The following is a 23099-nucleotide window of genomic DNA, read 5'->3' as shown; positions in this document are numbered from 1 at the left end:
TGAAGGTCACTTTACCTTCTTGGACCTGACCTTGAAGTCCTTCTGTCTTATCACCTGTACCAGTTGGCGTTACTTTCTCAACAACTGGGGTATAGGTCGTTACAGCCGACTCTCCATTTTTATCCACCACTCCAACTCGAACTGGAGTTGCCGGACCATAGAAGGTTTTCAGTGGAGTAAAGACAATTGTTTTATTTACAAGATCTAAATCGTACGTCCCTTGGTTGGCAATGGTTAGCGAAGTTACCTTTTGTCCATTCTCATCATAAAGAAAGACACTACTTTGGACTAGTTCGACGGATTTCTTTGCTCCATTAATGGTTGTTGTCCCTTTTGTAAAGTGAACCGCACTCTCGCTTGCTCTATCCTCATCAAATTGAATCGTTGCTGCCTGCTTCTGCCCTTGAAAGCCTTTAGATTTCGCTACACTTGCTGAAGGTACAACTGGAAGCGGAACATAATACACCAACCTATCCCAAGAGAATTCTTTTTCCAACTCTTCATCGCTCGGATTTATCGCACTAATCCAATATTGATCAAGAGCCTCATCTCCCGACAATGTATTTGCGTCAATATCTTCACCTGGGTAATAGCCAGGAATTTCAGGCGAAATCACTTGAGACCAAGTTTGGTCTACAGACCAGGCTGAGTAAGTCACACCTGCTGTCGCATCATTTGGGTGGATTTTTGCCAAAACCTGATCGATTCTCTTCGTTCGAGTAAACGAATGGGATTCTACATGTCTGGGAGGAAGAAGCGATAAATCAGGATTTTTTGCTTTTCTGTAATACTCATAATTAATTTCACGAGTTCCACGAACAGTTTCGGTTAGTTCTGTAATCTTGTGTCTAAACTGAAACTTGAATTGTTTTGGACTAGCCGAGTCACCAAAGGTATGATCTATAAAATCGTTACTGATCAGTTCATATCCTGCATCTTCCAATTTCTTAATTCGACGAGCAGGATCATAAGAAATTGGTCCATTAGATTTTCCTACAACTGTGTCTACCTGGCCTAGTTGCACTTCCTTAGACGGATCATTTACATCCACAAAGGTAAAACTTGCAGATGACAGTTTGGTAGACATTTGGATTGAAACATTATTGGACTCAGTGTACTTGGAACTGCCATTTGCCAGAGCCGAAGAAAGATAAGCCGTAGCACCTGGGGCAGTATCTTGCCCGATAACTGCTCCATCGATAGGAAATTGAACCCTACTTCCAGCAGCAACCGGAGCAGTCGAATGCCAACGAACTGCACGAATCTCTGACCAATCCGACACTTGATCTGCTGTGAGCCATTGTGAAGCATTAATTTCTGCAGCAGTACCCGCGATACGACTATATTGAACCTCCCAGCCTGAAGGTGGTGTTAAAGCTTTTGTCAAACTCACTGTAAATTCAGAACCACGATTTCTGGATTCTAGCTGTTTATCGCCTTTCATCGGCAGGGATGATAAAACATAGACATCTGAAACCGCCTGTTTCGCTGCGTTTTTATAGGTCACTCTGAAATCAATCTCATCACCAGGATAGTGCTCTTGGGTATTATAGGCAAAGTGTTGATCTGTAGCTCTCTTCACTTCAGAGTAGACACCACTCGCTTCAGAAGCCTGTACGATCACATCGAAGTCATAAGAAACCGAATTTTTCGAGGTAACTGTAATGCCGTCGAGCTCCCCTAAGTCGTAACCATTCTGAGCTTGAACGTCAGGAAGTTCCTCGTCCCAAAAAGCAATCGCTTTATAGGTGTAGGTCCCATTTGGAATCGTCTTGTTTTCTAACTTCAAAAGTGTTGCAGGCATAGGGGAGTCTGGAGTCCCCTTTACTTGGGCATAGTAGAGAGTTTTCCCAGTATCTTTGTAATTATAATAGACCTTAAAATTAGGATTTCCACTAAAGTTTAATTGTGGATCAGCCAAATAAGCCAGATGGTAAACTCCCGTCAAGTTTGCGAAGTTCTGAGTAGGAGTTTCTTTACCCGCAGTCCTTGTGATAAAATCTTCCTTAAAACCAGAAGCATCTGTGTGTCGATTGAAGACATCTGTCCGACGGCGTCCAATCATCGAAATTTGCTGGCTAACGCGTGTTAATTCGGCTGAGGCCGTTTGAGATAAGGAAACAGTGTTACGAGTATTCTTAAAAGTGGAATCCGTTCTAGAATCCAACTTACTAATCGTCGAGTCTTTATAGAGACTTTCCCAATTATTAAAACGTGTTTTGGTTTGGAAAACAAACATTGATGTATCATTTGTTGAGGACTTCCTCATCTTGATGTTTTTAAACTTGTACTCCAGTTCCTTCACATCTTGCTCTTCCGTCAGTCGTAGACTACGAGTGCTACTGTTAAAAGTGCCTAATAACTCACCTGTAGCTTTATTGTATACTTCTACAGATGCATCCGGTGAAGAGAAAAATTCATTCCAATAACGATCCTCAATCGCATTGACTTCTCGATAAGACTCTCGTGAATCCTGTATTTTATGGGTGACCGTGTAGTCATTGATAGGATAATCTTTTTCAACCTCAGCAACTGATGAAAGTCGAACATAAGAACGGTATTCTGTTTCACCATAAGAACGAATCATCTCCGAGTCAGACTGATTATAGTGTCTAAATTCAAAGAGAGAAGACTCTGGCTGATCTGTTTTTTGAACAAAGAGAGTATAGGGAAGAACGGCCGTATTTTGATAGCTAGTCCCATCTGCTTTCGTATAGATACCCGTCACGGTTAGGTTTTGCGCTTTTCTATTGATATCTGCTACTTTGGCATTCTTTAACTTGAAAGAAATTGGAATGAGCTTATTTTTATTGTTATTAATATCTTGAAGCGGATTGTTAGCTCTGTTAATCGTCAGATGGTAACCCGTCGCATCGGCAGTCCATCCTAGAGCTTTAGCTTCATCTGTCAATTCATAACCTTCTTTTAACTCTATATTATAGGTATAAGATGTGACAGGATCAATGATATTCCCCCCGACATCACTAATCCCCATACCATTGATCATACGACCATCAAAGACACCATTTCCATAGTTGAAGTAATCATTTCTTGCCGTATTATTCTTAGGATCTTTCGCACCGTTAAATAGATAGTAGGACACGACCGATGAATCATCGTCGACAATACCATCGTTATTTCGATCGTAGCCAATGACCTGATTGCCAGACATTGGAGTCAGACCCCCTACACCGTTTTCTAAGACTTTCCACGTGTGTTCAATGCTTCCAAGTTCTTTGAGGACATTGTCATTTTTGTCATAGAGCTTAGCAGTTGCGGTCACTTTATGGTCCGGCCCAATTGCTTGGACAGCACCTCCCCAGTTATGCGTCAGAGGATCTATCTGAAAAGTATAGACGAAGTTATAGTTTGCTCCACCTCTCAGATTTGCAGGTTCTATCTTTAAATCAAGGTCTCCATTTATTTTTTCTTGGCTGAACTTTACACCACCGACTGGAGAAGGGGTCAATTTAATAGCCTTCCCATTTTGGAAATGAATTTTGATATACCCACCAGAATAGTCTGCTTCGTGTCCAGTAATACTAAAAGTCATGGACTCACGAACACTATCTACCGCATGGATATCCTTGATTGGCGAATGAGTTTTAAATTCTGCATTGACTTCATCTAGCGATCTCTTGCGCCTAGAAGAAGTTTTCCCGCTAGAGCCACTTTCTTCCTTGCTTTTCTGCTCAGTTTGAGTTGATTCTAGAGATTGCTTTTTCTCCTCATCTAAAGAAGGCTGACTCGCTTCCTTCGTATTGTCAACTTGAGAAACTGGTTGGCTCTGAGAGACTGGTGCAGATACTTCTGTTTTGGACGGTTCAGCTTTATCCTCCAGCTCCTTAACCGCTTCGTTCTGTGTTACCACTTTTTTAGGCTCAGAAATGACTTCCTGCCCATTCTCAGCACTTTTTTCCTTCTGTTGAATTTCCGCCTGCGTTTGTTGTTCCTTATTGTTGACTTGAGCTTCATCCGCTTGCACTGGAGAAGTAGCCATGACCATAAAGGTTCCTAGCAATACCGAACAGGTCCCAACACTTAACTTTCTAATTGAAAAGCGGGAAAAAGATTGATTAAAAATTTTTTTCTTCATCATTTCTCCTTTATATTCATACTTAATCTAATATAACAGCTTTATCATTATAACTTATAGTAAATCGAATTTCCAATAGAATGTTCATTTCTACATAAATTTCTTTATAACTCCGTTTGCATAGAAAAAGGAAGCTGAAAAACCAGCCTCCTTCTGTTGTTTTCATTCAATTTTTACCATTATTCCACACTGAAAAGATATGGATATACGGGTTGTTGACCTTGGTGAATCTCTACTTCAACATCTTCAAATTCTTCTGCGATTTCTTGGGCAATTTCATTGGCAAGTTCTTCGCTTCCGTCTTCACCGACATAGAAGGTTACGATTTCACTATCTTCGTCCAACATATGTTTCAAAGTTTCTGTCAAGGTTTGGTGCATGTCAGGATTTGACACGAGGATTTTCCCATCGACCATACCCAGATTATCATTTTCATGAATTGCTAATCCATCGATAGTTGTATCACGAACGGCTGTTGTTACACTACCGCTGATGACATCACCAAGGGCCGCAGTCATGCGCTCTTTGTTTTCTTCGATTGATTTGCTTGGATCAAAGGCAAGAAGGCTGGTCAACCCTTGAGGAATTGTACGTGCTTCTACCACAACAGCAGGTTGTTCAAGCACTTCAGCCGCAGACTGAGCTGCCATAAAGATATTTTTGTTGTTTGGCAAGAAGATAATGTTGCGAGCATTGACCTGTTCAACAGCCTTGATAAAGTCTTCTGTTGAAGGGTTCATTGTCTGACCACCTTCGATAACATAATCCACACCTTGGGCACGGAAGATATCTGCTAAACCTTGACCAGCTACTACTGCGATAAGGGCATACTCTTTTGTTTCAGCAGGCTTGTTGCCTTGAGTTGCTTCTTTTTCAACTTGCGCTTCGTGTTGGTTACGCATGTTGTCCACTTTTACCTTGATCAAGCTACCATATTTGAGACCTTCTTGCATGACAAGACCTGGATCTTCTGTATGGACGTGAACTTTGACAATCTCATCATCGTTGACAACAAGCAGTGAGTCGCCTAAGTCATTCAAGTAGTTACGGAATTCATCGTAGTCAAAGTCCTTAGAATAAGTTGGACCTTGTTTGAGGGCTACCATGATCTCCGTACAGTAACCGAAGGTAATATCCTCAGTTGCCACATGACCTGCTACAGACTTGTGGTGCTCTGCATTAATCATTTCACTCATGTTGGCAGGAGTAGCTACAAAGTCTTCAGAAGCACTGTATTCACCAGTAAGAGCTGAAAGGAATCCTTCGTAGATGAAGACCAAACCTTGACCACCTGAGTCTACCACACCAACTTCCTTAAGGACTGGAAGCATTTCTGGTGTCTTAGCCAAAGCTGCTTTTGCGCCTTCCAAGGCTGCACGCATGACCTCAACAGCATCATCTGTTTGCTCCGCTTTTTTCTTGGCACCAATAGCCGCTCCACGAGAAACAGTCAAAATGGTCCCTTCAACTGGTTTCATAACCGCTTTATAAGCTACTTCGACACCGGATTGGAAGGCAAGAGCCAAGTCTTGACCTGTTAATTCATCTTTTTCCTTGATAGCCTGAGAGAAGCCACGGAAGAGCTGAGAAGTGATAACCCCTGAGTTCCCACGCGCACCCATCAAAAGACCTTTAGCAAGAATGCTCGCTACTTCTCCAACTGTAGAAGCAGGCTTATCTGCTACTTCTTTGGCACCATTTTCAATGGTCATTCCCATGTTTGTCCCAGTATCTCCATCTGGAACTGGAAAGACGTTCAATGAATTGACATATTCTGCTTGCTTATTCAAACGAGTTGATGCAGCTTGCACCATCTCTTGGAATAAACTGGTAGTAATTTTTGACACGATTATTCTCCTACAACTTTGATATTTTGAATGTAGACATTCACAGTCTGAGCAGTAATTCCTAGTTGATTTTCTAAACTAAAACGAACACGCTCTTGAATGTTTTTTGACACTTCGCTTATCTTTACTCCGTAGCTCAATACAGTATAAACATCAACTGCAATGCTACCATCTTCGGCTGCTTTTATAACAACACCCTTAGAATAATTTTCCTTACCAAGAAGGGCTTGGAAATTGTCTTTGAGGGCATTTTTACTAGCCATACCGACCACTCCAAAAATCTCAGTTGCGGCACCACCTACTACGGTTGCAATCACTTCATCTGTCAGTTCGATTTGACCATCTTTTGTATTAATTTTTACAGTCATTTTTTTTACCTCAACTAGTTGATACTCTATTTTATCATATTTCAGCCCAAGTGTAAAAGCAGAATGCTGTATCTGCGGATATTTACTCTATTTTTCAAATGGTTTTATCCTTAGAGCAAAAGAAAAAGACCAGTTAGGTCTTTTCATTTTTATTAAACGCGTTCAACTTTACCTGATTTCAAAGCACGAGCTGAAGCCCAAACTTTTTTAGGTTTACCATCGATAAGAACAGTAACTTTTTGAAGGTTTGGTTTTACGGCACGTTTTGTTTGGTTCATCGCGTGTGAACGGTTGTTTCCTGATACAGTCTTACGACCTGTAAAGTAACATACTTTAGCCATTGTGTTTTCCTCCTATTAGATCTAATATAGCGGATGTGCTAGCACCACATACCGTACTATGTTATCACACTTTCTCTATTTTGGCAAGGAAATTCGAAGACTTTTTAGTGTCTAAATTTTTGGGACTAGTCAAATATCCTTATAACTCCATAAGAAAGCGAGATTTTTCAGACAAAAAACTGGAAAAAGTTTCGGCTCTGTAATTTCTGTAGTGGGTAAAACCACTGTAGGAATGATGGAGCCTATTTGTTGTAGAAAAAAGTCCCATAAGATCTATAATGAAAAGCGACCAAACCATCATTAAAAAGACTTATATGGAACCATTCAATTTTATCACAAACACACTGGGGATCAAAGACTAGAACATTACTATTTTGGATGTTCTAGATGCTGGAACTCATAAAGAAATCATCGCTAAGCTGGATTATCCTGCTCCTAAATACCCTCACTTCCAAGGACAAATGACTAAATATGACTTCCGGAAAGAATCAAAAATTCCCTATTTAGAGTGTGCGGGTTACAAGACTCTCATTCGATTGAGAAAGCGCCGTTTCCGCTGTAAAATCTGTAAAAAAATGTCTGTCGCAATCAAGCCCTTAATCAGATTAAAGATAAAGAGGAGAAACATGAGTGGAGTCGTAACCATCAAAACGGCAGCTTTCGCAATCACACTCGGTAGGGTTTCCATTCCTGACCAGACAGCTTTTCCTAGCCAACGTAGGCCTTGTTTCCACTTCTTCTCTTCTTCAGACCTGGTAACTTCTGATTTTTTTGAGTTGGAGTGTAGTATCTATAACCACTTCTAGTCACATATGCATCCATTTTCGTGTCCTTTATCATCTCTCTTCCCCCTCTTTTTATGGCTTCATTATACCATGGATGAGGGGGAATTACTAGATGTTCTATTTTTTATGCTTACGAAAACCTGCAAGACCCAACAATCCCAAAATCATTCCCACAACTGGAAGCATGCTTGCTGCTGTTCCTGTATTTGGAAGTGATGGCTGCGGTTGTGGCTTGCCTGGTTCTTTAGGCTCTGGTTTTGGAGGTTCTGGCGTTGTTGTTGTCACTTTCGCTGTCATCTCTTGTAAATTGACTGTATTGATAAAGGTATTTTCAACCTTCCCAGCCGAGATACGTTCTACCTCGATGTAGAAGTCTGCATCAAAGGTTCCTTTAACGCCTAGAGAGTTTAGGAAGTCTTGATTGATAACATACGACCATTTGCCTGCTTTTTCGTCCCATTTGACGGCCACAATCTTCTTGAGGAAGTCAGGATTTGTATCCTGGTTCACTTCAAATAAGAAGGCATAAGCTGTACCTTTGACAATCTTGTCACCAGCTTTGACTACTTTACCATCCTTCAGGATGACATCATAAGGCAAGATAAGGTCTTTCTCAGCTGTGTACTCTGTACCCTTGAAAATGCCTTGCCACTTACCTGTATATCGATCATGAACCACATCTAACTGGTCACTACCGTCATATTGGAAGAGGCTATCATGTTTAGCTGGAACAGTTACGCCATCAAGTAGATAGCGGATGTATTGGCCAATCTGTACCTCTTGACCGTCCAAGACTTTCTTATTATTCTTTTGATCCAGGGCATGTTTCTCTGGCTTCACATCAGGAACTGAGACAGTCACAAGGTTTGATTGATAGCCATTCCCAAAGTCAATCTGTTTAAAGTCATTCTCGACTTTGTCCCCTGCTTTAACCAAGAGTTTGGCTGGAAGATCAACAGTAACATTCTTATTTGGTTTCACGTAGTTCTGATAGAAACTCTTAGAATCCTTGGCTACCCAGAGATAGAACTCACCTTTAGGTTGCAAGTTCAATTCCTTCAAAATTTTATTGATTGCATCAGTACGTCCTGCATCTGAAAGTACATGATACATGTCAAATAGGTTTTTCACGTCTTTACCAGCAGCAGTCATCTTGATCTTGCTGTGGTCAACTGTGAAGGCTTTGTCTTGAACATCATCTAAGATTGCAAACTCCTTACCAAGTGCGCTCGCTGAAGCAAGAGTTTTGGCATAAGAACTGTAGTCTGTCATCAAGCGGAAGGTCACGTTACGATCAAATGTTTTAGCACCAATGATATCCTTACCAGAGCGATCCAAGACAGCTTTGACTGGTTTTGGTGGCTTCGGTGTATAGTTCGTAACAGTATTTGAGTAAACCTCGTAGTTATTCACTAACACTTTATAAGTGTTGTCATAGAAACCTTTGTCATAGATTGGCTTCCAGGTAATCATAGGAGCTTCTAGGCGCTTCCCTTCGTAGGTTGCAGTAAAGGTATAAGTATTCTTTCCTGCATCATAGGCAACGCTCCATCCCGCTTTCTCTGCAGTTGCTTTCGTCACAGCTACATCAGGAACTGCTCCAGCTTCGAGTGGATCAATGATAGTAATCTTGTCACCTTTTTTAAGGTTCGCATAGATATTGTCATGATTCAATGTGTAGAGCTGCGTATCGTTTTTAGCAACTGTTTGACCATCTGTATTCGTTTTATCTGTGTCAGATACAGACTTGCGGACAGTAGGTTTATACTGCAATTTGTAACCGTGATAGCTTGCGGATAACTTCTGATTTTTAGTTTCAGATAGAGTTTTAAGCGCCAAGGTTGGTTTGGCTGGATTTTTCGCATTGACCAATTCAGCTGATACAGGTTCAGTCTTAACTGGCTTCACGGTTGTTTTAGTAATGGTTGCAGTAGCTGGAACTCCAACAACTGGCGCTAAAGCCTTCGTATTCAAAGCAAACCAGTAAGTTTGGCCACCGGGATTATCTGGTCCATCCCATTGGATAAATTCGGATGTGAAGGCTGTCCCTTCCTTAAAGACACCAAGTGCAGCTCCCTTGTATTGGTAAGGTGAGTCAGATGTATCCCAAAGATGCCCCACATCTTGTTGGCGGTTGTAGCCTTCAGCGCGAACATAACCATTATTCTTGTTATAGCTTACAGTTGAGCCGTTAATTTCAACATGAGTTCCGTTAATGGCTTTCGCACCTTCCCAACCAACAGGATTGTAATTGAGTGAGGAATACGTCAACGTTGCGGGCGTCTTTTCACTTGCTTTGAAAGCTACTTCTTTCCCATCCACGTTGTAGTAGTAGGTATCCGTAACCAAGAAATTCATGTAGTCCTCAACTCGACCAGTTCCATTATTACGAGCTACTACGAATCCTTCTGTTGGATCATTCAAGACGTAGACATCATTCAATCCAGTTTTTCCTTGATTAAGGATTTCAAATTTTCGGTGGATACGAGAAATATCATACTTTTTACCATCTGCAGTTGAAACAGTCAAATCTTTCAGATTAGTGTAGTCAACTTCTGTTTTCCATCCAGTGCCAACATCCTCGTATTTCAAGACTTTAGTCGAGTCAAGGACACGAGCATAGCCTGAGGTTCCTTTTGATGAGGCAATGTAACCTTTAGTAGTTACCTGCGCTCCTGGAGCAGAGGACTCCACTGTTGCTTCAGGATTTGCTGTCGCAACACTAATGGCTTGCAAGACTACTTCTTTTGTGTAGCCTTCCGTGCTTGTCTTAGCTCGAAGCTCATCGTACTTCTTCTGCCATTCCGCTTGGGTCTGCTTAGCTTTGTCATAAGCTGCTTGGTTTTGTTTCCCAATTTGATTCGCTTCATCAGCTGAAGAAACTTCCTGTGTTTTAGAGGTTAAAAGTACACCAGAGTTTTTCAAATCTGTTGATTTACGATCAGCATCTTGATTAACTTGATCACTAGCATTCTTCTTCTCTGCATAGGCAGCCATGATGGCTTTGTTAAGCTCCACTTTGCTTTTTGCAGCTGCAATAGCTTTGTCATTTTGTTTCTTCAATGCTTCTACTTCTGCGATTGAAGAAACGGTACGTGTCACTACCTTAACCGTTACATCCTTTTTCTCCAAATCTATTACAGCAGCTTCTACTGCTTGATTTAATTCAGTAGCTTGTTTGACAGTAGCTTCGTACTTCCCTTTTTCTTCCAGGTAGGTTGAGACAGCTTGCTGGTTTTCTACTAAGACTTTCTTAGCTGTTTGAGTAGCTTTGTTGTTTTGAGTCGCTGTCCCATCTGAGGCAGTCGAACCATCATTCGTCACTGTAACAGTTGTTGATTGTTCGTGCTTGCCTTTTTCAGTGGCCACAAAGCTATTATTAGCTTGAATGGCTTCCTTCGCTTCCTTGAAGGCTGTATTGTTTTCGACTTGTTTTTCAGTCGTTTCTTCAAGTGCCTTTATTTGCTTAGTCTGGTCTTGTTTAATCTCAGCCTTAGACTGTTCAAGACTTGATGAGGTAGTATTTGTACCCTTATCAATGCTTGATGTCTCAGATACCACTACTCCTGCTTGCTTAGCTGTTGAAGCAGCCTTTGTGACTGCTCCATTATCAATCACTACAGACTGGCTTCCTGTTGCTTTACCAGCTTGTGTAGCGTACATGTTATTGTCGTTTTCAATTTCAGGCTGAACTGCTTCATCCGCCAATACAGAACCTGCAGAGAAGGCTACAATACCTGCAACTGCAATTCCTGATACTAGGCCTTTAGCCCATTTTTTCTTACGGAAATATCCGTGTCCTTGTGTTTTTTCGGTCATATTTCTTTCTCCTTCATTTAATTAAAATAATTTTTTCTTGTAGAAATAGCCAACCGTTGTCAACAACATGCCACCGATTACAGCTGGGGAACTTTGTTCTGCTTCTGTGTTTGGCAAAGTTACCATTTTACCATCCGCAGTTGAAACACTGATTATCTTGTCTTCATTTGTAACAGCTCCAAGTGCTTCAGGAGCAACTACAGAACCATCTGAAAGGATAAGATGCCCATTTTGAGTGCTGACAATAGAATCACCTGTGCTAGTTTGAACAGGTGATTTCGTAATATCATGCACTGTCTGACCTGTTGACGTAGATGCTGTTCCAATTTGTGACTTCCCTTTTTATTAAACGCGTTCAACTTTACCTGATTTCAAAGCACGAGCTGAAGCCCAAACTTTTTTAGGTTTACCATCGATAAGAACAGTAACTTTTTGAAGGTTTGGTTTTACGGCACGTTTTGTTTGGTTCATCGCGTGTGAACGGTTGTTTCCTGATACAGTCTTACGACCTGTAAAGTAACATACTTTAGCCATTGTGTTTTCCTCCTATTAGATCTAATATAGCGGATGTGCTAGCACCACATGCAGCACTATGTTAGCACACTTTCTCTATTTTAGCAAGGAAATTCGATGATTTTTTATTTAACGTAAACAACTCCAAGTTTACCAAAAGCAACTTCCCCACGAATAATCAAAGTTTTGCTGGTTAGGGCTACAGGAGCTTCCGCCTTAGCTGCGCCAAAGGATGTTTCTACTTTCAAATCGACACGCCAGTGTTGTGGAACATAGACGGTTGCATTCCCAAAGGCCACTTCAATATTTAAAGTTGCAAAATCACCTAACATCTCTGCATTATCATAGTAGATTTTAGCATCCCCAAAAGCGACTTCCACTTGGTCATCTACGAGATCTTGATCTTGCTTATAGAAGGTCCCGCTACCAAAAGCGACTTCCTTATCCGTGACGACTGTTTTTTTCCCATCGTACCACCATTTTTTTTCATTCCAGAACTTACTTGAGTGCGTCAGATAACCGACACCTAGAACTGCTAAGATACTAGCCCAGATGAGAGAATGATTGGTAACTGGTAACAAGTCATAAGCGTAATTTGCAATGATGAGCGCTAGTAACCCTGTAAAAACTGCCGAAGTGAGATGGCGTCTAAGGATGGACTCAATGGACTTATAAGCAAAAAAGGCGATACCTAGTAAAGGCCATATCTTGCCATCCAAAGAAGGAATTCCAAAATTCCCTTGCAGCAAGATCCAAGCTGCTAAAACCAATAAAATAATACCAAATGCTTTCTTTTTCATCTTTTTTACCTCATGTTTCTTAGATTTTCTTTTAGGAGGGATTGGTAATGCCGTGAGACATGAACCTCCTTGTGCGTCTGATAGAAGGAAATGGTGCCCGTTCCTGAAAAGGACTTGTCCACTGAGTAAATCTGACGGATATTTGCGATGGTTGACTTGGACACTCGACTAAAATAGCGAGGCAAGATGGACTCCAACTCATAAAGTTTGAGACGAACTTCATAGGCTTCCTTCTGGTTATGAGCGTAGATCTTGCTCCCTTCTGTTTCAAAGAAGAGAATTTCTGACAGGTCTAGATAATATTCACCTGTCCCCTTGTAAAAAGTCAACCTCGGAGCCTTTGACTCTTGCAAGAGTCGTTGCAAATCTGCAATTTCATCTGTCAAAGTGGGGGTCTTGATGACAATTTCAGTCTCCTCTAAATTGCCGTCAATCTCAATTCGTAACTTCATCACATCTCCTTTCTGACTCTACTATATCAAAGCTAAGTTAGGAATACAAGGGCAAAAAAGCAAGTGGTCAATTTGAAGCAGTAAGTGGTTGTAGGACTAGCTTAACTTACATGTCAGAATAGGAAGAAAAGGAATCCCCACACCAGACCACAAGCATAGCCAACCAAGACATCCTTGGGATAATGAACACCCCCTAAAACCCTCACCAAGCCCAGCAAAGCTGAAAAGACCAAGCATGCTAAGCCAACAGGTAGACTAGCATGCAGACAGGCCATGGAGATGATAGTTGCCGAAAAAACATGGCGACTGGGCATCGACTGTCCCGAGCTATCTTTTTCAAGCAGGGGACAGATATCCCAAGTTTCATAAGGCCGCGGGTGGTTGATTTTCTTACGAAAAAGAGACAAAATCACAAAACCTGATGCAGGAATAAGCACATAAACCCCAACTTGCTGACCCAATCCTAGTTGCAGGTAAGTGGTGACTAGCAAGATCAGATAGACCAGGGACATGGCGACTGTCATTAAACGATTGAAACTGCGTAATAGAAATAAAAGAGTGGGATGACTGATTAGTCTCGAGCTGATATTTCGATACCATTTTTGATAATTTTTCATTAAATTTCTCATTCATTACCTTGTTTTTGTCTACTGGTGAGACGTTTGTCTTCTAGTATAGTGCAGAAAAAGAAGGCCGTCAAGCCTTCTTTGGTTTTATTCTTCTGCTTCGTCTTCTGTAAATTGACTATTGTACAAGTCAGCGTAGAAGCCACCTTGTGCCATCAGCTCCTCGTGATTGCCTTGTTCGATGATATTGCCATCTTTCATGACAAGAATCAAATCGGCATTACGAATAGTTGACAAACGGTGGGCGATGACAAAGGAAGTTCGACCCTCCATCAAACGGTCCATGGCTTTTTGAATCAACTCCTCTGTACGTGTGTCGACTGAAGATGTCGCTTCATCCAAAATCAAGAGCGGTGCATCCTTGAGAAGGGCACGAGCAATGGTCAAGAGCTGTTTTTGTCCAACAGACAAGGTCACGGTGTCATCCAAAACCGTATCGTAGCCGTCTGGCAAGGTCATGATAAAGTGGTGGATTCCCACAGCCTTGCTGGCTTCCATCATTCGTTCATCACTGATGTCTGTCTGATTATAAATCAGGTTCTCTCGAATGGTTCCTTCAAAGAGCCAAGTGTCCTGCAAGACCATTGAAAAGGCATCGTGTACTTCCGAACGCTTCATATCCTTGGTATCCACACCATCGATGCGGATACTTCCCTTATCTATCTCATAGAACTTCATCAAAAGATTGACAATGGTTGTCTTCCCAGCCCCAGTCGGTCCAACGATAGCAACCTTCTGACCTGCATGAGCTGTCGCAGAAAAGTCATGGATAATGGTGCGCTCTGGTGTATAGCCAAAGGACACATGATCAAAGACTACTTCCCCTTTCATATGGGCCAATTGTCTTTCCTTATGAGATTCATCCTGCATCTCAGCTTCAGCTAGAAATTCTAATACACGAGTCATGGCTGCACTCGCTTGTTGCAAGCTCGTAATCCCTTGGGCAATCTGTGACAGAGGTTGGGAGAAGGTCCGTACGTAAACCATAAAAGCTACAATAATCCCTATCGTGATATGTCCTTCTAACGCCAGCGCGGCCCCAACGATGATGACTAAGACATAACTAAAGTTCCCAACAAAGAACATGGCTGGCATCATGATACCAGAGATAAACTGAGATTTCCAAATACTATCATGCAAGTCTTGGTTTAAACCTGCAAATCTCGCTTTGGAGGTGTCCACTGCGTTGTAGCTGGTCACTACATTATGGCCAGAGTACATCTCTTCCACATAACCATTGACGGCTGCTAGATTATTTTGTTGGGCTTTAAAATAACCCTGTGACTTGGCCATGATTACGGAAACCGCCGCAAAACCAACAAGGGTTGATACAACTGTTACCAATGCCAAAATCCAGTTCATCCCAAACATGGTCACCAAGACAGCAATCAACAAGAAACTAGCTGAAAGAACTGCCCCTAGACTTTGGTTGAGAGATTGCGCCGCCGTATCCACATCGTTGGTCACACGAGATAGAGTGTCTCCTTGTGAATGGCGGTCAAAATAGCCAAGTGGCAAACGATTGATTTTTTCAGCGATTGCTGTCCGCAAGCGTTTTGAAAAATGTTGGATACTTGTTGAAAAGATATAGGCCTGCGTATAGTTAAGGATGGCGCCAAATACATATAGAACAACCAAAAATCCAGCAATGTTTGACACAGCTACCAAGTCGATTTCTGTAGCCAAGCCATCTGAAATCAAGTTAGTAATTTCTTTAATCTTAGTTGGACCATAAACGGTAATGATACTTGAAATGACTGCAGCCACAACTGCTATTAGGAGAGGGAGTTGGAGGCCTGCCATATAAGGTTTGCACTGTTTCCAGACCGAAACTTTTTTATTTTCCATGTTCCAATTCCTCCTTTGATAGTTGTGAGTAGGCAATTTCTTGGTAGACTTCGTTGGTTGCAAGAAGTTCCTTGTGGGTGCCTTGTCCCACGACTTTACCTTGATCCAAAACTAAGATCAGGTCGGCGTCCATAATGGTAGAAATCCGTTGCGCTACGATGAGTTTGGTCATGGATTTTGTTTTCTCTGCTAGCTCTTGGCGTAGGACACGATCTGTCTTGTAGTCCAAGGCTGAGAAGGAATCATCAAAGATGAGAATCTCTGGTTTACGAGCCAAGGCGCGTGCAATGGCCAAACGCTGTCTTTGACCTCCTGAGAAGTTGGTTCCACCTTGGGCTACTTCTGATGCAAGACCTGCTTCCTTGTCCTCGATAAATGCTTTAGACTGGGCCAATTCAAGAGCTTGCCACATAGCAGCCTCACTTAGAGGACTTTCTTGACTCTTACCAAAGTCCAAGTTCCCCTTGACATCTCCAGAAAAGAGTACAGCTTTTTGTGGAATATAGCCGACCTTATTGCGCAAATCTTCCAAATCGTAATCTTGCACATTAACTCCGTCCACTAGGATTTCTCCATCAGAAACGTCGTAAAAACGTGGCAAGAGGTTGACAAGTGTAGACTTACCTGATCCAGTCGATCCGATGAAGGCTACGGTTTGACCCGCTTCTGCTTTGAAAGTGACATGTTCCACGACTGCTTCTGAGTTTTTAGAGTAGCGGAAAGTCACATCACGGAATTCCACTTGTCCTTGAACTGAAGGATCCGCTGTCTGGGCATGACTAGGATTTTCAATAGAAGAATGCAGATCCAATACTTGATTGATACGTCCTGCCGAAACCAAGGTACGAGGAAGAACGATAAAGAGTGCTCCCATGAGAAGGAAGCCCATCACGACCTGCATAGCATAGGACATGAAGACCACCATATCACTAAAGAGTGGCAGACGTTCTGTCAAACTTGCATCGTTGATGATATAGGCACCAATCCAGTAAATAGCTAAGGTCAAACCACTGGAAATTGCCATCATAATCGGGTTCATAATCGCCATCAATCGATTGACAAAGAGATTGAGACGCGTCACTTCATCATTGGCTGCTTCAAATTTCTCATCTTGGTAATCCTCAGCATTATAAGCACGAACAACCCGAATCCCTGTCAAGCTTTCACGAGTGATGCTATTGAGTTTATCTGTCAATTTTTGGATGACAGATTGTTTTGGAAAGGCCAGAGTCATGAGAACGGTGGTCATCAAGACATTCACAATAACAGCCACAACGACTGCCCAGAGCCAGTATTCGGACTTACCAAGGATTTTTCCAATGGCCCAGATAGCCATAATCGGCCCACGAGTCACTACCTGTAATCCCATGGTAAAGAGCATCTGTACCTGTGTGATATCATTGGTCGTCCGAGTCAAAAGACTGGGGATTGAAAAACGTTTAATCTCTGTCTGTGAAAAATCTAAAACACGATGAAATACGTCTCTACGTAGATGGGTTGTATAGGATGCTGCAACACGAGCAGCAAAGAAACCAACCATAACAGATGAAAAGAAAGCCAATAAAGACAATCCAATCATCTTCGCAGCTGGTGACCAGAGTTCACCCAACTGCGTTCCAGACGTTCCCAGTAATTCTGTAATTTGCGAAATATAAGTCGGCACCTCTAACTCGAGATAGACCGAGAAACAAGTGAACAGAATCGTAAGGATGATCATTCCCCACTCTTTTCCTGTAATACGTTTAGCGAGTTTCTTCATTCTCTCCTCCTATCTTCTCAACATTTTCTTGCAATTGCCCGAGTACCTTTTCAAAGATTGCTAAGTCTGACTTTGAAACGCCCTCTAGCAGACTCTGATCGATCCGATCAAAAAAAGCTTTAACTTTTTGCATCTGCGAACGCGATTTCTCCGTCAGGCGAACAAATTTTGCCCGCTTATCGCTCGGGCTCGCCTCTAACTCGACCAAACCATTTTGTACCATGCGCTTGACTAGATTACTCGCCACAGATTTGGTAATATTGAGTTCCTGCTCGATATCCTTAATCAAGACCAGTTCCTCTTTTTGTTCACAATGATCTAAAAAACGCAGAACCTGCCCTTGCGGTCCACCCATAAATTCAATGCCACATCGCTTGGCTTCTTTCTGTACCATCAGATGAACCTGGTGTCCAAAACGTTTGAACATTAACATCGGCTTGTCCATGATTGCTCCTTTCTCACGACAAATATAGTTCTCACAAGAACTATTTAAGTTTCCATGAGAACTATTTTACCATTTTCAGAAAAGATGTCAAGAAAAAAGTTTCCATGAGAACTATTTTAGTTTAAATTGACATTAGGCAATATTTTTTCTATAATAAGCACTAACTACTGTGGATAGAAATCCATTCACTCGATGAAGGGAGAAAACGTTCAAATGAAACCAGAAGAACAAAGAGTTTTAGGAATCTTAGCAACCATTTTTGGAGCCATCGCACTTTTAGGATCTTGGATCCCATTTATTAACTATCTATCGTTTTTCATCGCCATTGTTGCATTTATCTTGGGGATTATCGGCCTTATCGTCAACCTCAAAAAACGGAAAACAATGGCCATTATCGGAACATCCCTTGCAGTTGCTTCAGTTGTACTTTTCTTTACGACCCAGGTACTGTACGCTAATGTCTACAAAGAGTTTGTCAGGGAGTTTAACCGTTCCTACAGCGAGGCGAGTGCCTCAATGGAACGCGAAGAAGAAAGCGACTTGACAGATGATAGCGCCTATTCCATCCCTGAGGAGGAAGAAAACGATACCTTCACCTGGACCCAAGAACAGTTCGACGCCTTAATCGAAGGTGACCTTGACAACAAAGGAAAAGGTGGCACCAACTACAAGGATATTATCAAAAAACACGGACTGCCAGACTCCGAGTTTGACTCCACTATTGGGGGGTACAATACGAGAAAAGTCACCTATATCTCCATTGGTGACAAGATCAAGACGGTTACCCTAACTTTTGCAAAACAAGACAATGGGCAACTCTTGCTCGTTCAAAAACATGCAGTCGGTCTAGGTCTAGAAAAAAGCAAGAAACAAAACGATTCTGAAACTAGAGTCTAAGTTCAAATATCAAAAAAACGAACAGCTAGTAAAACTGTTCGTTTTTCTATTAGAATCCATCTACGTTTGTGTAGATCTTTTGTACGTCTTCATCGTCTTCAAGAACGCTGTAAAGTTTTTCAAAGGTTTCAAGGTCTTCGCCTGACAATTCCACTTCAGACTGAGGAATCATTTCCAATTCAGTCACTTGGAATTCTTCGATGCCAGACTCACGAAGGGCAACGATAGCCTTGTGAAGGTCTGTTGGAGCTGTATAAACCGTGATTGTTCCTTCTTCTGCTTCTACATCGTCCACATCCACATCTGCTTCGAGCAATTGCTCAAAGACTGCATCAGCGTCCTCACCTGCAAATACGATCACACCCTTGTTGTCAAAGAGGTATGAAACCGAACCTGAAGCACCCATGTTTCCGCCGTTTTTACCAAAAGCTGCACGGACATTAGCTGCGGTACGGTTGACGTTTGAAGTCAAGGTATCCACAATCAACATAGAACCATTTGGTCCAAAACCTTCATAACGTCCTTCTGTAAAGGTTTCGTCTGTGTTTCCTTTGGCTTTATCAATCGCTTTATCGATAACGTGTTTCGGCACTTGGGCTTGTTTAGCACGGTCGATAACGAATTTCAAAGCAGTGTTTGATTCTGGGTCTGGATCCCCTTTTTTAGCTGCTACATAGATTTCTACACCAAATTTTGCATATACTTTAGAGTTAGCTCCATCTTTAGCCGTTTTCTTGGCTACGATATTGGCCCATTTACGTCCCATTAGGAATCTCCTTTTTTCACATTTTAATCTTTCTTATTATAACACAAGTTTTTTCGATTTTCACTAGAGGAAATGGATTTTATTCAGCAAATCCAGCTAGGATTGTCCTTTGGCTGCCAAGATTGCCTTGCCTTCTTTTATCAGGGGATGGCGGAAAAGTGAAAAGTACAGTTGGGTAGTCATGGCAACCCAGATAAGGGGTTCGCAAAAGATGACTCCCCTATACCCTGCCCAAGGGATAATCAAGACCACAAAAACGATTTTCCCGATTAGTTCTATAAAGCTGGAAACTAGAGGAAGGACTTTCTGCCCCAATCCCTGCAAGCAATTGCGATAAATCAGCAAAAGGCTCAAAATCGGATAAAAGACTGAACTGATTTGCAGGTAGAGGCTACCATTTTCTACCAAGTAGGTATCTGTCGAACTGGCCAAGAAAGAAACCAAGCTAGGACTGGCAAAAAAGAGGAAGATACAAACAAAACCTGCCCAGGACATACTCAAACGACTCCCAATACCAAGACCTTGGACTATGCGATCTGGTCGCTTGGCTCCTAGATTTTGAGAGGCAAAGGTCGTCATAGCAGAAGAAATAGCCGTCATTGGAAGGAGAGCAAAGGCCATAATCCGTCGAGCTGCTGTTTGTGCACTAATAATCACAGCTCCAAAAGTATTGACAGAAGACTGTAAAATCACGCTACCAATGGACACAATGGAACTCATCAGACCCATAGCCAAACCTTGCTCCAAGAGATCCGCATACAAGGCCTTGTTCCATTTAAAATGCTTGAGTTGAGGAAGCAGTTCTGGAACACTCTTACGGATATAGAAAAAGCAAAGAACCGCTGACAACCCTTGTGAGATAATGGTAGCAAGTCCCGCAGATTGAACACCCAGTTGCAGTTGCGTAATAAAATAGAGATCGAGAATCACATTGACCAGAGCAGAGAAAATCAGAAATCCAAGAGCTGCTAGACTGTCTCCAATGGACCGCAACAAACCTGCAAAGAGATTATAGGCAAAGCTGACACCGGCACAAGTCACAATCATAGAAATATATTGGTAGGATTGAGGAAGGATTTCTACAGGAGTATCTAAATATTGCAAGAGAGGATACAGACCGACAAATCCCATCAGCATGACCACAATACTCAAAAGAGCACCTAAAATCCAGGTGGCTGCTACTGCTTCCTTGATCTTTGTAAAATTACGAGCCCCATAATAGCGGGCAATGACGATCCCCATGCCATTTCCAACACCAAGCGTAAAGCCTATAATCAAGTCAAAAATGGCAGTTGTCGCCCCTACTGCTGCCAAGGAATCTTGACCAAGAAATCGTCCAACAATCAAGACGTCAGCTGTATTATAGAGCTGTTGGAAAATATTTGACAGCAAGATTGGAAAGGCAAAGCTTAACAGCGCAGGAAGAATAGGACCATGTATCAAGTCCACGGATCGTTTCTTATTCATAAAGCTATTATATCGGCTTTCTAAAGGAGCGACAAGGCTCTATCACTAAGTTTGCAATCAATTGCTTACAGAGAGACAATTTGCTATAATCAAGAAAAGGAGTTCATTTATGAGTTTGACCAGTCAATTAATTACCGATGTATTTCCTGATCTAGATAAGGTTGAAAAGCTAAACAAGGAAGCATTCCCCGAGGAAGAACGAGTTCCTCTGTCAGAGTTCTTGCGCTATCAAGACCGAGAAGACGCCCACTTTTTTGCCTTTTATAACCAAGAAGAGTTTGTCGGCTTTGCTTTTGCCATCTCCAATCCAAAGGCCTTCTATATCAGCTTTTTTGCCATTATGCCCCACTTGAGAAGCCACGGATATGGAAAAGAAATCATCGAAAAGCTGACTGATTTTTATCAGCGAACCATGTTACTAGAAGTCGAGCGATTGGACGAAGAATGCGATAACTTGGAGCAGAGAAAGGCCCGCATGGATTTCTATCACCAAAATGGTTTCAAAACAGCCAACGCTTTTCTAGAGTACGATGGTTTGAGTTTTGAAATTCTCTACCGTGGCGACCATTTTGACGAAGAAGCCTATCGCGACATCTTCCAAAAGCTACAGAATGAACATTATTTTGACTTTCATATAGAGTATCGTCGTTTTAGTGACCATTAAACAAGACTTATCCATCTGGTGAAGAATCTCTCTTTTTCGATAGAAGTTACATATAAAAATGCATGTAATATACGATTACATGCATTTTTTATTTTCAACTAATCAGAATAAACTTTTATTCTCTCTATGGCTTAAGCTTCTGCATTGCCTTCTGGAAGAAGGAAGTAGAGAACAGCATAAGCTGAGATTCCAGAACCACCAAGTAGGGTGAAGATGATCCAAAGTGCACGAACAAGTGTGTGGTCCATGTTAAAGTAGTCACCGATACCAGCACATACACCAGCAATCTTTTTGTCTTGTACATTACGAACAAGGCGTTTTTCCATTATAGTAGTCTCCTTTTTATAGAATGATTTAATTTTTTTGATTAAATACTCTTTTTTTACGCTTTTGAAGCTATGGAGACTTAATAATTAAACATAAAAAGCAGAGAAGGACTTCTCCGCTTTTATTTTTAATCTTCAATTTCGATTTCGAGTCCGTCGCCTAGGTCAAGTGTTACTTCTTGGTTAGGTGCTAGATCTTCTGCAACAGAGGTAGGAGTTGTTCTTTCTTCATCTTCAATCAAACCATATTGAACACGGACTTGGTGGTCAATGGCATCAAAGATTTCTGGGTGATCCGCCAAGTATTTCTTAGCATTTTCAGATCCTTGTCCGATTTTTTCACCCTTGTAAGAGTACCATGCTCCCGCTTTTTGGATGATATCGAGATCACTTGCGATCTTCAAGAGCTCTCCAGTCTTAGAAATCCCTTCTCCGTACATGATTTCAACAAAGGCTTCCTTAAATGGTGGAGCCACCTTGTTTTTCACGACCTTGATCTTAGTTTCCTTACCGACATTGGTATCTTTTTGGTCACCAGTTCCCTTGATTTGCGTGCTTCCACGAACATCCAAACGGACTGAAGCGTAGAATTTCAAAGCACGTCCACCAGGTGTTGTTTCTGGATTTCCAAACATGACCCCAACTTTTTCACGCAATTGGTTGATAAAGATGGCAATTGTCTTGGTTTTATTGATAGAAGCACCGAGTTTACGCATAGCCTGGCTCATCATTCGAGCCTGCAAACCAACGTGACTGTCTCCAATATCCCCATCAATTTCCGCACGAGGTACAAGGGCCGCAACCGAGTCGATAACGACAAGGTCAACTGCACCTGAGTCAATCAATTTTCCAGCAATTTCAAGACCTTGCTCTCCTGAGTCTGGTTGTGACAAGAGCAATTCGTCAATGTTCACACCGAGGGCTGCGGCATAGGCTGGGTCAAGAGCATGTTCCGCATCGATAAAGGCAGCGATACCGCCTTCTTTTTGTGCTTGCGCAACAGCGTGAAGGGCAACCGTTGTCTTACCAGATGATTCTGGTCCATAGATTTCGATGATACGTCCTTTAGGATAACCACCTGAACCAAGAGCAATATCCAGAGCCAATGAGCCTGAGCTCATCACTTGAACTTTTTGCTCCGCGCGCTCACCCAAGCGCATGATCGAGCCTTTACCAAAGTCTTTTTCGATCAATTTAAGAGCATCGTTCAATGCTTTTTCACGGTCAGCTCCAAATTTTTTCCCAATTTCATCTAATTTTTTTGTTGGTTTTTTCGCCAT

The 23099-nt window shown here is 41.9% G+C and carries 18 protein-coding genes and 3 pseudogenes; 3 read left to right on the top strand and 18 right to left on the bottom strand.

What is annotated here, in order from left to right:
* From HMPREF2885_RS01305 to rpmB (HMPREF2885_RS01290), 4 genes are all read right to left on the bottom strand, one after another.
* Positions 1–4099 (bottom strand): YSIRK-type signal peptide-containing protein (locus HMPREF2885_RS01305; RefSeq protein ID WP_070656886.1); only part of this gene is annotated, 4099 nt, incomplete at its 3' end.
* A gap of 176 nt (positions 4100–4275) precedes the next feature.
* Positions 4276–5943 carry a DAK2 domain-containing protein gene (locus tag HMPREF2885_RS01300; protein ID WP_000036688.1) on the bottom strand — a complete coding sequence of 556 codons (1668 nt, stop codon included), beginning with the start codon at positions 5941–5943 and terminating at the stop codon, positions 4276–4278.
* A 2-nt stretch (positions 5944–5945) separates the two neighbouring features.
* Positions 5946–6311, bottom strand: coding sequence for an Asp23/Gls24 family envelope stress response protein (locus HMPREF2885_RS01295; protein WP_000216434.1), 366 nt, complete (start codon positions 6309–6311; stop codon positions 5946–5948).
* Between the two features lie 152 nt (positions 6312–6463).
* Positions 6464–6652, bottom strand: a complete 189-nt coding sequence (gene rpmB, locus HMPREF2885_RS01290; protein WP_001140948.1) for a 50S ribosomal protein L28 — start codon at positions 6650–6652, stop codon at positions 6464–6466.
* 365 nt (positions 6653–7017) lie between these two features.
* On the opposite strand from rpmB (HMPREF2885_RS01290), the pseudogene HMPREF2885_RS09800 reads away from it, so the two are divergent.
* A pseudogene (locus HMPREF2885_RS09800) lies at positions 7018–7240 on the top strand (transposase family protein); the annotation flags it as partial.
* On the opposite strand, the pseudogene HMPREF2885_RS10300 reads toward HMPREF2885_RS09800, so the two are convergent.
* The 10 genes and pseudogenes from HMPREF2885_RS10300 to HMPREF2885_RS01240 all read right to left on the bottom strand — a co-directional run.
* A pseudogene (locus tag HMPREF2885_RS10300) lies at positions 7227–7492 on the bottom strand (hypothetical protein); the annotation flags it as partial. The pseudogenes HMPREF2885_RS09800 and HMPREF2885_RS10300 sit on opposite strands and share 14 nt — an antisense overlap.
* 62 nt (positions 7493–7554) lie before the next feature.
* A complete protein-coding gene (locus HMPREF2885_RS01280) occupies positions 7555–11256 on the bottom strand; it encodes an SspB-related isopeptide-forming adhesin (protein ID WP_070656882.1) in 3702 nt (1233 codons plus the stop codon).
* A gap of 21 nt (positions 11257–11277) precedes the next feature.
* Positions 11278–11598: pseudogene (locus HMPREF2885_RS01275) on the bottom strand (LPXTG cell wall anchor domain-containing protein); the annotation flags it as partial.
* Between the two features lie 3 nt (positions 11599–11601).
* Positions 11602–11790 carry a 50S ribosomal protein L28 gene (gene rpmB, locus HMPREF2885_RS01270; RefSeq protein WP_001140948.1) on the bottom strand — a complete coding sequence of 63 codons (189 nt, stop codon included), beginning with the start codon at positions 11788–11790 and terminating at the stop codon, positions 11602–11604.
* A gap of 104 nt (positions 11791–11894) precedes the next feature.
* Positions 11895–12569 (bottom strand): LiaF transmembrane domain-containing protein, encoded by a 675-nt coding sequence (locus HMPREF2885_RS01265; protein ID WP_065371562.1) that lies wholly within the window; start codon positions 12567–12569, stop codon positions 11895–11897.
* Between the two features lie 5 nt (positions 12570–12574).
* On the bottom strand, positions 12575–13021 hold the full coding sequence (locus HMPREF2885_RS01260; protein ID WP_000776591.1) for a LytTR family DNA-binding domain-containing protein: 447 nt from the start codon (positions 13019–13021) through the stop codon (positions 12575–12577).
* A 113-nt stretch (positions 13022–13134) separates the two neighbouring features.
* Positions 13135–13638 (bottom strand): phosphatase PAP2 family protein, encoded by a 504-nt coding sequence (locus tag HMPREF2885_RS01255; RefSeq protein WP_065371560.1) that lies wholly within the window; start codon positions 13636–13638, stop codon positions 13135–13137.
* Positions 13639–13734: 96 nt separating this feature from the next.
* Positions 13735–15495 (bottom strand): ABC transporter ATP-binding protein, encoded by a 1761-nt coding sequence (locus HMPREF2885_RS01250; protein ID WP_065371559.1) that lies wholly within the window; start codon positions 15493–15495, stop codon positions 13735–13737.
* Positions 15485–17254, bottom strand: coding sequence for an ABC transporter ATP-binding protein (locus HMPREF2885_RS01245; RefSeq protein WP_065371558.1), 1770 nt, complete (start codon positions 17252–17254; stop codon positions 15485–15487). The genes HMPREF2885_RS01250 and HMPREF2885_RS01245 overlap by 11 nt, the downstream gene beginning before the upstream one ends.
* Complete coding sequence (locus tag HMPREF2885_RS01240) at positions 17238–17699, bottom strand: MarR family winged helix-turn-helix transcriptional regulator (protein ID WP_000360526.1); 462 nt, start codon at positions 17697–17699, stop codon at positions 17238–17240. The genes HMPREF2885_RS01245 and HMPREF2885_RS01240 overlap by 17 nt, the downstream gene beginning before the upstream one ends.
* A gap of 192 nt (positions 17700–17891) precedes the next feature.
* Here HMPREF2885_RS01240 and HMPREF2885_RS01235 point away from each other — a divergent pair, with 192 nt between their 5' ends.
* Positions 17892–18596 carry a CD20-like domain-containing protein gene (locus tag HMPREF2885_RS01235; protein WP_065371557.1) on the top strand — a complete coding sequence of 235 codons (705 nt, stop codon included), beginning with the start codon at positions 17892–17894 and terminating at the stop codon, positions 18594–18596.
* Positions 18597–18645: 49 nt separating this feature from the next.
* Here HMPREF2885_RS01235 and HMPREF2885_RS01230 read toward each other — a convergent pair whose 3' ends face one another.
* Both HMPREF2885_RS01230 and HMPREF2885_RS01225 read right to left on the bottom strand, forming a co-directional pair.
* A complete protein-coding gene (locus HMPREF2885_RS01230) occupies positions 18646–19362 on the bottom strand; it encodes a YebC/PmpR family DNA-binding transcriptional regulator (RefSeq protein ID WP_000532894.1) in 717 nt (238 codons plus the stop codon).
* A 96-nt stretch (positions 19363–19458) separates the two neighbouring features.
* A complete protein-coding gene (locus HMPREF2885_RS01225; protein ID WP_065371556.1) occupies positions 19459–20829 on the bottom strand; it encodes an MATE family efflux transporter in 1371 nt (456 codons plus the stop codon).
* A 109-nt stretch (positions 20830–20938) separates the two neighbouring features.
* On the opposite strand from HMPREF2885_RS01225, the gene HMPREF2885_RS01220 reads away from it, so the two are divergent.
* Positions 20939–21493, top strand: a complete 555-nt coding sequence (locus tag HMPREF2885_RS01220; protein WP_070656881.1) for a GNAT family N-acetyltransferase — start codon at positions 20939–20941, stop codon at positions 21491–21493.
* A 131-nt stretch (positions 21494–21624) separates the two neighbouring features.
* On the opposite strand, the gene HMPREF2885_RS01215 is transcribed toward HMPREF2885_RS01220, so the two are convergent.
* Entirely contained in the window at positions 21625–21819 is a 195-nt protein-coding gene (locus tag HMPREF2885_RS01215; RefSeq protein ID WP_070656880.1) for a PspC domain-containing protein, read from the bottom strand.
* A gap of 128 nt (positions 21820–21947) precedes the next feature.
* Positions 21948–23099, bottom strand: coding sequence for a recombinase RecA (recA, locus tag HMPREF2885_RS01210; RefSeq protein ID WP_001085520.1), 1152 nt, complete (start codon positions 23097–23099; stop codon positions 21948–21950).

Source organism: Streptococcus sp. HMSC062H02 (assembly GCF_001813005.1).
In the GTDB taxonomy this organism is placed as follows: domain Bacteria; phylum Bacillota; class Bacilli; order Lactobacillales; family Streptococcaceae; genus Streptococcus; species Streptococcus oralis_S.
Note: the sequence above shows the minus strand (reverse complement) of the source record. Positions and strands in the feature narration are given on the sequence as shown.